We start from the raw sequence: 14,019 nt of genomic DNA, 5'->3' as shown, positions 1-14,019 counted from the left end.
TAGCGACCGAATGTATTCCACGCGCGCCGGGATTCGTGCCCTTTCGGAGAGCCGCTAGGCAACCGGTTCGAAATCGACCTTGTCCCGCACGCCGCAATCCGGGCATTCCCAGTCATCGGGAATGTCGGCAAAGGGCGTGCCCGCCGCGAAGCCTTCCTTAGGTTCGCCCAGATCAGGGTCGTAGACGTAATTGCAGCAGGGGCACTCGTACTTTTGTGCGGAGGAGGTTGCGGCGAAATTGGAATCGGTAGTCATGCGTAAGACTCCTTTGCTCGATAGCTGGAAGTGGATAATGATCAGGACTGGGCGCCGCTCGGATTTCTGGAGGCAGCGCTAGCGCGGGTGGCAGCCTCAGCGCGAGTCGCAGCGCTAGTGCGGGTGCGTTGCTTCGGCCTAGGGATGACGTAGTCGGAGGGCTTGCCAAGGCCACGGTAGAGCCCCACCAGCCCTGGACCCGCGACAAAAAGGGTTACCAAGAGCAGGATTGGATAGAGATAGCTCAAGACTGGAACACCCAGCATGCCCGCGATGGCGAGGGCCAGGATCCCTAGCCCCAATGCGACGGCAAGCGAGCATCGAATCTTGAATTGGTTTTCGGGCGTTGTCATCACTGGCTCCCCTCCTTCGCCGTTGCAGTTCCCCACTTACGCTCCAAGCGCTTCCGTGCTGGGGCGTAAACATTAGCCTTGCTCAAGTCATTGCCATAGTGGGCCATGAGCCGCTTATCCATCACCGCAAACCACAGTGGCGGTATCGATGCGAGGGCAATCATCGTGGCGTAGCCGGCGGGGAGCTCGGGGGCCAGCACATCCGACCGAAGCGACTGGTACCTGCGGGTGGGATTGGCATGATGATCGCTGTGCCTCTGAAGTTGATACAGAAACACGTTGGTGGTGAGGTTGTCGGAATTCCAGCTGTGTTCCGGACTGGTTCGCTCGTAGCGGCCATCAGGACCCATCTGGCGAAGCAGTCCGTAATGCTCCAGGTAATTCACAAACTCCAACAGGGCAATACCCACCACCGCCTGGATGAGCATGAACGGCAGGATGTACCAGCCGAAAATGACGAGCAGAACCGCCCAGAGCACCACCGTCACTGCCCACGCATTGAGGACGTTGTTGTCCCAGTGAAAGGCAGATTTCCCAGATCGACTCAGCCGCTTCTTCTCGATATTCCACGCGCGAGGAACTTGACGGGGAATGGAGCGAAGAAGGTAGCGGTAAACGTCTTCTCCCATGCGAGAGCTCACTGGATCTTCCGGGGTAGCGACCTTCACATGGTGCCCTCGGTTGTGCTCAATGTAGAAGTGACCATAGGCCGGCACCGCCAGGCAGATCTTGCCCAACCATCGCTCGAACTCACCCTTCTTATGTCCGAGCTCGTGAGCGGCGACGATTCCGATGCCAGAGGTCATGCCCATGGACCACGCCAAACCGATGTTGTCGTACCACGTCATTCCCTCGCGGGTCCAGAGGTAACAACACGCGATGAGCGATGCGAACATCAGCGGGAAGTACAGATAGCTGATGATCCGATAGAACTTCGTCTCCTCGAGCCACGGCACGAACTCCTCGGGCACATTCTCCCCATCTCGGCCCAAAACCGCGTCAGTAAATGGGATCAGAATGAAAACGGCAAACGGACCCAACCACCACACCACGTGGAGAACTGGGATGGGAGCATCCAGTTGCCCCATCCAGGCCCAGACTCCCCACAAGATCAATGGGATGAGAGCCGGAACGAGGCTCAACACCCAGGTGTACTTCTTCGAATCTTTCCATCCCTCAACAGGAGCATTCCGTTGAGCAGCTTGTGGCCTCTCTGCAATCGTCATGGCCATTCTCCACCCTCGTCGCGAGCATCTGTCCTCGTGAGGCAGCTAACTTTGCCGTTCGCCAGCACCAGCTGGGAGCTGCCGCCATCTGTCCGGAACTACCGACAGGACCACGATCAACAATTGCTATCCCTCACAAAACTAAGACTACTTTCGCACCGCTAATTCACGACCAGTTCCACAAACTCACTCACACATACGTGCCCTTTTCCAAACTTTTGGAGGCAAGTGTTTCCGGAAAAGATCGAAGAACACCCACGTCACACCCAGAAATCAGGAGCCAATCACAGCAATTCCCGCAACTCACACACCACACCCCAGCGCCACTCCCATTCGACGGATTCCCGCGAAACCCACCCCCATCACCACCAGGACACCTATGTTTACATACAAAACCGTTTGCTACACCTATACCCACGACCGCTAGCGAGGCACCATGTCACGTCCATCCGCACTGCTACGCAGGGTCTACCCGCTCGCCTTCTCCACACCTCGGCGCCTCCGCATCGCCCTCAATCTCTTCCCACCACTCGGCGCGTCCGGAATCCACATCCGCGAGGTCGCCGACGACTGGTCCTATGCCCGCATCACCCTGCGCCTGCGCTGGTGGAACAAGAACATGCACGGCGCCGCATTCGGCGGGACGCTGTTCAGCATGACCGATGCCTTCTTCGGCACCCTCGTCATGAACCGCCTCGGGCCGGACTACGAAGCATGGACCCGCACCGGAACCTTTCAATACCTCAACCCCGGCCGCACCGGCGACACCCTCCATGTCTCCGTGCCAGACGAACTCATCGCACAGATCCGCACGGAAGTCGACGAGGACGGCTTCTGCAACATCCCCCACACCTCCGTCATCACCGCCCCGGACGGCACCACCGTGGGCATTGGCCAGCAGGTCCTCCACGTACGCAAGAAACGCAGCCGGGAGGCGCGCCGCTCCGCCGAGCAGCGGGCACAATTCCAGCACTCGGTTGCCCGCCCGCCCACGGACGCGTTGCGGCGTCGAGACCCACGAGGCGTGGCGTTGGCCAGCATCGCCACAGCAGTAGCGTGGCGTGCGTTCGGGGATGACCCCGGAAAGCTCGCCAGCATCACCAGCCATCAACGGCGAATCGCCGACCCAGAGGAGCAGGCGCGGTACGTCTGCCGCGAAGCACTCGCCGCCGGTGCCGTGACCGCGGACGAACTGAATACCCTGCGAATTCCCAGGAAAGTATTAGATTCAATTATCTTTTAATATCCACCCACCCAGGAGTACGGTGGAATCTAATGCTTAATCTTTTCCGTACCCCCGCTGTGGCCGGCACGACCGCCGCAGCCGCGTCTCCCCTTCGCCGCCTCTGGCTGCGCTCTGAGGGATCGCGACGCCAGGCAATGGACATCGTTGCCGTCATCGCCACCCTGCTGGCGATTAACCTCACCGCTCACTTCACCCCGCTGAGCACCGCCGCCGCAACCGTTCCGGTCGGCGTTGTCGCCCTCTTGGCCTACGCCAAACTGCGCGGCATGACCTGGGGCGATCTTGGCCTGTCCAAGGACAATGCCCGCAAGGGTGTGCGCTGGGGTTCCGGCGCCGCCATCGTGGTCCTCACCGCCGTGGGCATCGCCCTGGCGATCCCCACCACCCGCGGTTTCTTCTTCAACGAGTCCTACGCGAACGTGCGCCACGCCGTGCTCGCCGCGCTCATCATCATCCCGCTGCAGACGGTCCTGCCGGAGGAACTCGCCTTCCGCGGCATCCTCCACGGCTCGCTGACCCGACTGGGCGGCACGAAGCTGGCCTTCATCGCCGGTTCCATGTTGTTTGGCCTGTGGCACATCGCGTCGTCGCTGAACCTGAGCGCCACCAACGCGGGCCTGACCTCCGTGCTCGGCACCGGCTCCTTCGCCCAGTGGGTGGGTGTGGGCCTGGCCGTGGTCGCCACCAGCGCCGCGGGTGCTGGCCTAACCTGGCTGCGCCACCACACTGGTAGCGTGTGGGCCCCGGTGGGGCTGCACTGGGCACTGAACGCCGTGGGTGCGCTGGCCGCTGCCCTGGCGTGGCAGATGCTGTAATCGCTGCCCTGGCGTGGCAGATGCTGTAGTTTCTCCGCAGAAACCTCCCCCACGCGGGCGACAATGACCCTAGGATGTTGGTGTACCCCAACGCCTGTCCTAGGAGGCCATACATGCCCGTAAAAAGTAAGCTCCCAGACATCGAATTGTCGGACAAAGGCCTCTACGACTACGTCTTTGCAGACCTCTCCGCCGACGACGAAGAACGCATCGCGGTCATCGATGTTGCCGACGGTTCCGAAACCAGCTTCGCGCAACTGCGCAGCTACGTGGAGTCCACCGCCGGCTGGCTACACTCCAAGGGCATCCGCAAGGGCGACGTTGTCGCTGTTCACTTGCCGAATTCACTGGCCTTTATCGTGAGTGCCTACGCCCTGTGGCGCCTGGGCGCGGCCATCTCGCCGATTTCCCTTTTGGCGACGCCACTATCCGTGAAAACCCAAATCGAAGACTCGTCCTCCAAGATGCTCTTGACCGCGGCGGCCTTGGGGGATGCGTCCTCCGAGGGCGCCCGCGCGGCCGGCCTCAGCGATGACGAGATCGTGCTGCTGGATACGAACTCCGGGCTGCAGCAGATCCTCGGCGAGCGCCGCTCCGCCCCGTCCGTGACGGTGACGGACAAGGATCTGGCGGCGCTGCCGTATTCCTCGGGCACCACGGGCCTGCCGAAGGGCGTGCAGCTCACACACCACCAGCTGGTGAACAACGTGCGCCAGGCGCAGGCGATCGAGCTGGTGCGCCCCGATGACACGGTTTACGCTGTGCTGCCGTTCTTCCACATCTACGGCCTCACCGCGCTGGTCAACCTGGCGCTGGCCCAGCGCGCCACGCTCGTGGTGGTGCCACGGTTTGAGCTGCGCAGCTTCCTGGAGCACCACCAGAAGTACAACGTGACGTTCACCCTCATCGCCCCTCCGATCGCCGTGGTGTTGGCGAAGCACCCGATGGTCGATGACTTTGACTTGAGCTCACTGCGGGCGCTGTTCTCCGGCGCGGCATCGCTGGATGCTGACTTGGCCTTGGCCGTGGAAAAGCGCCTGGGATTGCATGTGCAGCAGGGCTTCGGCATGACGGAAACCTCCCCGCTGGCTCACGCCAACCAGGATCCCACCCTCGACCGCGGTTCCATCGGCCCGCCCGCCCCGAGCACCGAACACCAGATCGTCAACCCCGAAACCGGCGAGGAAATCCCGCTACCAACCGAGGGCAAGTCCGACGTCGGCGAGCTGTGGGTGCGCGGCCCCCAGATCATGATCGGCTACCTCAACAAGCCCGAGGAAACGGCCAACGCCCTGCCGGGCGACGGATGGCTCCGCACCGGCGATCTGGCCTGCCACGATTCCGAAGGCAATGTCTACATCGTGGATCGCCTCAAAGAGCTCATCAAGTACAAGGGCTACCAGGTTCCCCCGGCAGAGCTGGAGGCGCTGCTGCTCACCCACGACCGCATCGCAGATGCCGCCGTGGTGGGCATCTACCGCGAGGATGACGGCGAGGAGATCCCCAAGGCCTTCGTTGTGGTCCAAGAGGGTGCCGAGCTCACCGAGCAGGAGGTCATGGACTTCGTGGCCGAGCGCGTGGCCCCCTACAAAAAGATCCGCGCGGTGGAGTTCATCCCCCAGGTTCCCAAGTCCGCGACGGGCAAGATCCTGCGCCGCGAACTACGGGGCTAGATTCCCCTGCCTCCGGCCGTCGCGATGACCGTGACGGAGCCGGGGGCGATTTCTGTATACCCCGCATCCGTGACCATCGCAGCGGCCCCGGCGTTACCGGTGCGGAACACGGTACCGCGGTGCTCCCCCGCCCCGGGGGTTCCCGCCAGGGCGCGCATCTGCTCCCGCAATCCTGCGAAGTCCCCGCCGGAAACCTCGCGCACGACCAGCGGGAAGCCTGCCTGCTCCCACCGAGTACAGGCGTCCTCATCCAGTGCGGCAGCGAGCAGCATCGAGCCGTGCCCCACCTGCGCGGCAGCTTTGCCCACCGTCATCGACAGTGAGGCATCCACGTAGATCACGGGGCACGGCTCATCGGCCCACAGCCCCTCGCTCGGCACCTCTGCCAGGGTCACGGGCAGATCCGCGCCCTCGATCTGCAGCTTGGCCACGCGCGGATCAACCTCGGAGACCGGAGCCGGCCACAACGCGCGAGCAGAGGCGGTGCCCGTGGTGACGGTTGCCCCGCTCAGCCCCTGAACAGCATCCCACTTGCTGGCCCGGGCTCGGCGGGCGATTTTCCGAATGGCGGCGTCGTACCACGGAAAAAGAAACTGCTCGGCCGCGGGATCGAGACACACAGCCACACTCGCGCGGGCGGCGGCGCTCAGCAGATCCGCGCGGACGGGTGGATCGGTCTTCGGCAGGTGCATGATGACCGGCATGGCCCGGACGGTCGACGGATCCGCGGGGTCCTCGTGGCCCGTGCGGCTGAGCACGCCCCGCAAACGACCGTGCGGGGTGGCGGGATTACATTCCATCGATGGGAACGCGGCGGTAGGTGCCGTCGCGGAGGTCTGCGTCCTCGATCTCGTGGCGGGAAATACCGAGGATAAACAGAACCTGGTCGAGGAAGGGATAGTTCACCGACGTGTCAGCGACCTCCTTGAGGGCCGGCTTCGCGTTAAAGGCGATGCCCAAGCCCGCGGTGGAAAGCATGTCGATGTCATTGGCGCCATCACCCACAGCGACGGTCTGGTGGAGCTTGATGCCATTGGACCACGCAAACTCCTTGAGGCTTTCCGCCTTCGCCTTGCGGTCGATGACAGGGCCAATGACGCGGCCGGTGAGCTTGCCGTCGACGATCTCCAGGGTATTGGCGCGGGCGAAATCCAGGTCCAAGTCCCGAGCAAGCGGCTCGATGACCTGAATGAAGCCACCGGAGACCACGCCGGCCTTGTACCCCAGGCGCTTGAGGGTGCGGATCGTGGTGCGAGCGCCGGGAGTCAGCTGGATATCCCGGGCAACCTTCTCCACCACGGAGGCATCCAGGCCGGCAAGGGCCTTAACGCGCTCGTGGAGGGACTCGGCGAAATCCAACTCGCCGCGCATGGCGCGCTCGGTGACGGCGGCGACTTCAGCCTCGCGGCCGGCGTAAGCGGCGAGCATCTCGATGACCTCGTGCTGAATCAGAGTAGAATCCACGTCAAAGCAGATGAGGCGCTTCGAGCGGCGAGCGAGGCCCGCGCGCTCGATGGCGATGTCCACGCCGATCTCGGTCGTCAGTGTGGCGAGGGCCTTGCGCAGCGGCACACCGCCACCCGGGGCAGGGTTGGCAACGGTGAGGTTGAACTCCAGGCCGGTGACGGGGTAATCCGCGATGCCGCTGATCGTGTCGATGTTTGCGCCGTAGTCGGCGAGGGTCTGGCCGATGCGCGAGATGTGCGAGGCGGTCAGGGGGCGCCCGAGCACCACCATCACGTGCGTGGAGTGGGGGCGCGTGGAGGCGAGGTTCTTGTCCATCTCCACCTCGGCGGTCATGCCGTAGGAAGACAACGTGCCTTGGAGGCCCTCGGCGAGAGGTTCGGCGTCTTGCTCGGCCACGCCCACGAGGGCGGCGAGGGCGAGCTTGCCGCGGAACACGGACTGCTCGACATCGAGGAGCTGCACGCCGTAGGAAGTCAGCACACGGAAAAACGCGGCGGAGACTCCTGGGCGGTCGGGTCCGGTGACGGTGATGACGGCGGGGAGGAGCCCTTCGGCGAGGGAGTCCTCCAAGCAGGATTCGAATTGGGGATCCAGCTGAGGGTTCTCGGTGGTGTCTTGAGCTTCAGTCACGATGACTATTCTTGCACTTCAGGTCGCTGAGCGCGCGATTGGGGTCGCGTGAGCGGGGAATTCTGTGCGCGCAGCAAAAAGCCACACCCCGCGTAGTTGGGGTGTGGCTGTGGTTGAGCGTTCAGTCGCTCGGTCTGTCAGTCGCGCTGACTGTTAGTCGCGTTGACTATTAGTCGTGCTATCTGTCAGTGGCTCGGACTCCGGACCAGATTCCGACCCGGAGTCCAAGTCAGACTGTTAGAAGTGGCGACCAACGTGTGCTTCGTCGCGCATGCGCTTGACCATGTGCGGGTGGTGCAGCTCGAACGCGGGGCGCTCGGAGCGGATGCGCGGCATGGAGGTGAAGTTGTGGCGCGGGGGCGGGCAAGAGGTTGCCCACTCCAGGGAGTTGCCGTAACCCCACGGATCGTCGACGGTAACGACCTCGCCGTAGCGCACGCTCTTGAACACGTTCCACAGGAACGGGATCATGGAGATGGCCAGGATGCAGGCACCGACCGTGGAGATCTGGTTGTACATCGTGAAGCCGTCGGTCGGGAGGTAGTCAGCGTAACGACGGGGCATACCGGCGTTACCAGCCCAGTGCTGCACCAGGAAGGTGGTGTGGAAGCCGATGAAGACCAACCAGAAGTGGATCTTGCCCAGTTTCTCGTCCAGCATGCGGCCGGTCATCTTCGGGAACCAGAAGTAGACTCCGGCGAAGGATGCGAAGGCCACGGTGCCGAACAGGGTGTAGTGGAAGTGAGCCACCACGAAGTAGGTGTCAGAGACGTGGAAGTCCAGTGCGGGGGCGGCCAGCATAATACCGGTCAGGCCACCGAACAGGAAGGTTACGAAGAAGCCGATGGCGAAGATCATCGGGGTCTCGAAGGTGAGCTTGCCCCTCCACATGGTTCCCAACCAGTTGAAGAACTTCATGCCGGTTGGCACGGCGATCAGGAAGGTCATGAAGGAGAAGAACGGCAGCAGCACGGCGCCGGTCACGAACATGTGGTGAGCCCACACGGCCATGGATAGGGCGGCGATGGACAGCGTTGCGAAGACCAGGCCGACGTAACCGAAGACGGGCTTGCGGGAGAAGACCGGGAAGATCTCGGACACGATGCCGAAGAATGGCAGGGCGAGGACGTACACCTCGGGGTGGCCGAAGAACCAGAACAGGTGCTGCCACAGGATGGCGCCGCCGTTACCAGCGTCGTAAATGTGGCCGCCGAACTTGCGGTCGTAGAGGACACCCAGAGCGGCTGCGGTCAGCAGCGGGAAGATCATCAGCACCAGCAGAGAGGTGGTGAGGATCGTCCAGGTGAACACCGGCATGCGGAACATCGTCATACCCGGTGCGCGGAGGCACAGGATGGTGGTGATCATGTTGACGGCGGAAAGGATGGTACCCACACCACCGACACCGACGCCCAAGATCCACAGCTCGGCGCCCACACCCGGGGAGTGCGTTGCGTCGGACAGCGGAGCGTACATGGTCCAGCCGAAGTCTGCGGCACCACCGGGAGTGATGAAGCCCAGCAGCATCACGGTGCCGCCGGCGGTAGTCAGCCAGAAGCCGAAGGCGTTCAGACGCGGGAAGGCCACGTCGGGAGCGCCGATCTGCAGCGGCATGATGTAGTTAGCGAAGCCGAACACCATCGGGGAACCGTACAGCAGCAGCATGATGGTGCCGTGCATGGTGAACAGCTGGTTGAATTGCTCCGTGGACAGGAACTGCATGCCCGGAGCGAACAGCTCGAGGCGGATAAGCAGTGCCATCAGGCCACCGATCATGAAGAAGGTGTAGGACATGATCAAGTACATGATGCCCAACAGCTTGTGGTCGGTGGTCGTTAGGATTTTCCAGGCCAGGTTGCCGCGGGGCACCTTGCCGAAGGGAGCAGGCCGAGACGGCGCGACCTCATGGCCCGCCCGTGGCGCTACTGCGGTCATTCGTTCCTCCTGACTACGCGTGGCGGAGATTGTGTCTCCGCCACCCAAAAGAATGATCTCTCCAGGCAACTACGGATCGATCTCGTCAATCATCGACCCATAGGTGCAGGAATGAGTCCAATGTTAGCCCTTAATGGGAATTTTCAATAGCCGTGCACAGTATCCGCCTAAACGCCTCCACGTTTTTGGGGGTGCCACACAGGGAACCGTTGCGGTTCTGTGACCGAACGTCACCTCGCGGCCACCTTCACGATCGGCGGACGATCGGCGGACGATCGGCGGACGATCGAGACACGACCAGTCCCTCGACCAGCCCTCGATCAGCACACGATCTGCACACAGCGTCACAACTTTGTAATTTTTGGTGCTCTGAGCGGGTTTTACGAGCGGGGTTTTAGAAGTCCCAGTCGTCGTCGGTCGTGCTCTCGGCCTTGCCGATAACGTAGGAAGATCCCGACCCCGAGAAGAAGTCGTGATTTTCGTCACCACCGGGGTTCAGCGCCGACAAGATCGCCGGAGACACCTTCGTTTCGTCCGCGGGGAACAGCCCCTCATAGCCAAGGTTGTTCAGCGCCTTGTTGGCGTTGTAGCGCAGGAAGCGCTTGACGTCCTCGGTCCAGCCGAGCTCGTCGTAAAGATCCTCAGTGTACTGCGCCTCGTTGTCGTAGAGTTCCAGCAGCAGGTCGAAGGTGTGCTCCTTGAGCTCCTCCTGACGCTCCGGGGTCTCCTTCTCCAGCGCGCGCTGATACTTGTAGCCAATGTAGTACCCGTGGACCGACTCGTCGCGAATGATAAGCCGGATAATATCGGCCGTGTTGGTCAGCTTCGCATGCGAGGACCAGTACATCGGCAGGTAGAAGCCGGAGTAGAACAGGAAGCTCTCCAGCAGCACGGAGGCAATCTTCTTCTTGAGCGGGTCATCGCCCTCGTAGAAGTCCAAAACAATCTGAGCCTTGCGCTGCAGTTTCTCGTTTTCTTCGGACCACCTGAAGGCGTCGTTAATCTCCGGAGTGCTAGCGAGCGTCATGAAGATCGACGAGTACGACTTCGCGTGCACCGATTCCATGAACGCAATGTTGGTGAACACGGCCTCTTCATGGGGAGTGACGGAGTCTTCGATGAGTTTTACGGCGCCCACCGTGCCCTGGATCGTGTCCAGCATGGTGAGTCCGGTGAATACGCGCATGGTGGTTTGCCGTTCCATGTCGTTGAGCGTGTTCCAGCTCTGCACGTCGTTGGACAGCGGCACCTTCTCTGGCAGCCAGAAATTTGCGGTGAGCCGATCCCAGACCTCTAAGTCCTTGTCGTCCGGAATGCTATTCCAGTTGATGGCCGAGATGGGATCACCCGCGACGCGGTGCACAGGGGTGTGCGGTGCGTGTGCGCTCATGGCTGCAGTCTCCTTCGTCAGTTGCACGTACTGTGACGATCGTACCCTGTTGTGCCCCGCTGAGTTCACCCGCCTGATTGCTTCTTCCTTTTTCGACGCCACCAGCCTCCCCCACCCCACGCCCCCTAGGGTTAGCCAACCCTTACCCCTTCTTTATGTGAGCCTGACCTGTGCTTATGTGGTGAGCATAGGCTAATGTGCATTGGTGCTTCATGGCACGCGGGCGGTGAATTCTGTAACCTCGTGCCATGGCTATCAACGAAAAGTTCCAAAAGCAGCTCAACGACCAGGTCGTCGCCGAGCACCAGGCCGCTCTCGTCTACACCCAGCTTGCGTACGAGCTGGATCGGTTGTCTTTCCCCGGCATGCGGGACTGGATGTTCCAGCAGGCCGCCGAGGAGCGTGTCCACGCGCAGAAGTTCGCCCAGCACCTCCTCGACCGCGAAGCCCGCGTGGACATCGAGACCGTCGAGATGCCGAGCCTGAAGATCTCCACTCCCCTCGACGCATTCGAGGCATCCCTGGAGCACGAGAAGAAGGTCTCCGCGATGATCCGCGACCTCGTTCACACCGCCGAGGAGGTCGGCGACATTGACTCCCGCAGCCTACTGAACTTCTTCCTCGACGAGCAGATCGAGGAAGAGGCGACGGTCAGCGAAATCATCGACCGCATCAAGCTGGTCGGCAACGATGGCTCGGGCCTGCTGCGCATCGATTCTGAGTTGGCCAAGCGTAACGCATAAGACCCCAGGATCAGCTGCCATCTGCGATCTGCGGTGTGCGCACCCAATTAAAGCCACCCTCCCTTTGTGGGAGGGTGGCTTTGTCTATGCATCTAGGGCCGGGCTAGAGCATGCAGGGCCAGGCTAGAGCATGCAGCTCACGCAGCCCTCGACCTCGGTGCCCATGAGTGCGGTCTGGCGCAGACGAATGTAGTAGATCGTCTTGATGCCCTTGCGCCATGCGTAGATCTGGGCGCGGTTAATATCGCGCGTCGTGGCGGTGTCCTTGAAGAACAGGGTCAAGGACAGGCCCTGGTCCACGTACTTCGTCGCCACCGCGTAGGTGTCGATGATCTTCTCGTACCCGATCTCGTAGGCATCCTCGTAGTAGTCGAGGTTCTCGTTCGACATGTAGGGGGCCGGGTAGTACACGCGACCGATCTTGCCTTCCTTGCGGATCTCGATTTTGGAGGCAATGGGGTGGATGGACGAGGTGGAGTTGTTGATGTAGCTGATGGAACCCGTTGGCGGGATGGCCTGCAGGTTGCGATTGTAGAGGCCGTGCTCCATAACGCTAGCCTTCAGCGCCGCCCAGTCCTCCTGGGTGGGAACCGCGATGCTGGACTCCGCGAACAGTTCCTTCACGCGCTCGGTCGTGGGTGCGAAGTCATCCGGGTTGTAGCGATCGAAGAACTCGCCGGTAGCGTACTGGGAGTTCTCGAAGTCATGGAAAGTAGTCCCGCGCTCCTGGGCGATGACGTTCGATGCCTTGATGGCCTCGTACATCACGGCAGCAAAGTAGGCGTTGGTGAAGTCCAATGCTTCCTCGGAGCCGTAGTGAATGTGCTCGCGGCCCAGGTAGCCGTGCAGGTTCATCTGCCCCAGGCCGATGGCGTGGGAGTGGTCGTTGCCTTGGCGGACGGACGGCACGGAATCGATGCTCGTCTGGTCGGCCACGGCGGTGAGGCCGCGGATGGCGGTCTCGATGGTCTTGGAAAAGTCGTCCGAGTCCATGGCCTTGGCGATGTTCATCGATCCCAGGTTGCAGGAAATGTCGTCGCCGACCTTCTGGTAGGTGAGGTCCTCATTGAACAACGACGGCGTGGAGACCTGCAAAATCTCGGAGCACAGGTTCGAGTGAGTAATCCGCCCCGCGATGGGGTTGGACTTGTTCACGGTGTCCTCAAACATGATGTACGGGTAGCCCGACTCGAACTGGATCTCGGCCAGCGTCTGGAAGAAGGCGCGGGCGTTGATCTTGCGCTTGCGAATGCGCGGGTCCTCGACCATCTCCTCGTAGTGTTCGGTGATGGACACGTCGGCGAACGGCTTACCATAGATGCGTTCCACATCGTAGGGGCTGAACAGGTACATGTCATCGTTGCGCTTAGCGAGCTCGAAAGTGATGTCTGGGATCACCACGCCGTGGGACAGCGTCTTGATGCGTATCTTCTCGTCGGCGTTCTCTCGCTTGGTATCGAGGAAGCGCAGGATATCCGGGTGGTGCGCATGCAGGTACACCGCACCGGCACCCTGGCGGGCGCCCAGCTGGTTGGCGTAGCTAAAGGCATCCTCGAGCAGCTTCATCACGGGGATGACGCCCGAGGACTGGTTCTCGATGTGCTTAATGGGGGCGCCGGACTCGCGCAAATTGGACAGAAGTAGGGCCACGCCACCGCCGCGCTTGGACAGCTGCAGGGCCGAGTTGATGGATCGTCCAATGGACTCCATGTTGTCTTCGATGCGGAGCAGGAAGCAGGACACGGGCTCGCCGCGCTGTGCCTTGCCCACGTTGAGGAACGTCGGGGTGGCGGGCTGGAAGCGGCCGTCCATGATCTCGTCCACAAGGTTCTCAGCAAGCTGCTTGTCACCATCGGCCAGGCCGAGCGAGACCATGCACACGCGATCTTCGAAGCGCTCGAGGTAGCGGCGACCGTCAAAGGTCTTCAGGGTGTAGGACGTGTAGTACTTGTACGCACCCAGGAAAGATTGGAAGCGGAACTTCTTGGCGTATGCCCGCTTAAACAGGGCCTTCACAAACGGGAAGTCGTACTTCTCGAGCACGGCCGGATCATAGTAGTCGTTGTTGACCAGGTAATCCATCTTCTCTTCCAAGTCGTGGAAGAAGACGGTGTTCTGGTTGACGTGCTGCAGGAAGTACTGGTTCGCTGCTTCCCGGTCCTTATCAAACTGAATCTGACCTGCGTCGTCGTAGAGATTCAGCATAGCGTTCAGCGCATGGTAATCGAGCTGTTCGCTTTGCTTGACGGGTTCTGCCACGGTTTTTCCAACCTCAGCTGTGGTCAT

At 61.6% G+C, this 14,019-nt stretch carries 11 protein-coding genes; 4 read left to right on the top strand and 7 right to left on the bottom strand.

The genetic code is table 11. The features are described 5' to 3' along the window. Positions 1–54 precede the first annotated feature (54 nt). Both LA343_RS04900 and LA343_RS04895 read right to left on the bottom strand, forming a co-directional pair. Positions 55–255: a rubredoxin gene (locus LA343_RS04900; RefSeq protein ID WP_025402239.1), complete on the bottom strand. Its 201-nt coding sequence runs from the start codon at positions 253–255 to the stop codon at positions 55–57. Positions 256–607: 352 nt separating this feature from the next. Then, entirely contained in the window at positions 608–1,834 is a 1,227-nt protein-coding gene (locus tag LA343_RS04895; protein WP_025402237.1) for an alkane 1-monooxygenase, read from the bottom strand. A 436-nt stretch (positions 1,835–2,270) separates the two neighbouring features. On the opposite strand from LA343_RS04895, the gene LA343_RS04890 reads away from it, so the two are divergent. From LA343_RS04890 to LA343_RS04880, 3 genes are all read left to right on the top strand, one after another. Further along, positions 2,271–3,077: a PaaI family thioesterase gene (locus tag LA343_RS04890; protein ID WP_025402236.1), complete on the top strand. Its 807-nt coding sequence runs from the start codon at positions 2,271–2,273 to the stop codon at positions 3,075–3,077. A gap of 32 nt (positions 3,078–3,109) precedes the next feature. Beyond that, complete coding sequence (locus LA343_RS04885; protein WP_081737274.1) at positions 3,110–3,895, top strand: CPBP family intramembrane glutamic endopeptidase; 786 nt, start codon at positions 3,110–3,112, stop codon at positions 3,893–3,895. Between the two features lie 113 nt (positions 3,896–4,008). Then, positions 4,009–5,568: an AMP-binding protein gene (locus LA343_RS04880; protein ID WP_025402234.1), complete on the top strand. Its 1,560-nt coding sequence runs from the start codon at positions 4,009–4,011 to the stop codon at positions 5,566–5,568. On the opposite strand, the gene LA343_RS04875 is transcribed toward LA343_RS04880, so the two are convergent. From LA343_RS04875 to nrdF, 4 genes are all read right to left on the bottom strand, one after another. Then, positions 5,565–6,326, bottom strand: a complete 762-nt coding sequence (locus LA343_RS04875) for an aminoacyl-tRNA hydrolase (protein ID WP_025402233.1) — start codon at positions 6,324–6,326, stop codon at positions 5,565–5,567. The two genes, LA343_RS04880 and LA343_RS04875, sit on opposite strands and share 4 nt — an antisense overlap. 31 nt (positions 6,327–6,357) lie before the next feature. Further along, entirely contained in the window at positions 6,358–7,674 is a 1,317-nt protein-coding gene (gene serB, locus LA343_RS04870; RefSeq protein WP_396021877.1) for a phosphoserine phosphatase SerB, read from the bottom strand. Between the two features lie 228 nt (positions 7,675–7,902). Further along, positions 7,903–9,600: an aa3-type cytochrome oxidase subunit I gene (gene ctaD, locus LA343_RS04865; protein ID WP_025402231.1), complete on the bottom strand. Its 1,698-nt coding sequence runs from the start codon at positions 9,598–9,600 to the stop codon at positions 7,903–7,905. Between the two features lie 394 nt (positions 9,601–9,994). After that, positions 9,995–10,990, bottom strand: coding sequence for a class 1b ribonucleoside-diphosphate reductase subunit beta (gene nrdF / locus LA343_RS04860; protein ID WP_025402230.1), 996 nt, complete (start codon positions 10,988–10,990; stop codon positions 9,995–9,997). 248 nt (positions 10,991–11,238) lie between these two features. Here nrdF and LA343_RS04855 point away from each other — a divergent pair, with 248 nt between their 5' ends. Continuing rightward, on the top strand, positions 11,239–11,733 hold the full coding sequence (locus tag LA343_RS04855) for a ferritin (RefSeq protein WP_025402229.1): 495 nt from the start codon (positions 11,239–11,241) through the stop codon (positions 11,731–11,733). 123 nt (positions 11,734–11,856) lie between these two features. On the opposite strand, the gene nrdE is transcribed toward LA343_RS04855, so the two are convergent. Further along, positions 11,857–14,019, bottom strand: coding sequence for a class 1b ribonucleoside-diphosphate reductase subunit alpha (gene nrdE / locus LA343_RS04850; RefSeq protein WP_025402228.1), 2,163 nt, complete (start codon positions 14,017–14,019; stop codon positions 11,857–11,859).

The sequence above is a fragment of the Corynebacterium falsenii genome (genome assembly GCF_020099275.1).
Classification (GTDB): Bacteria; Actinomycetota; Actinomycetes; order Mycobacteriales; family Mycobacteriaceae; genus Corynebacterium; species Corynebacterium falsenii.
This window is presented reverse-complemented; position numbering and strand designations above follow the sequence as displayed.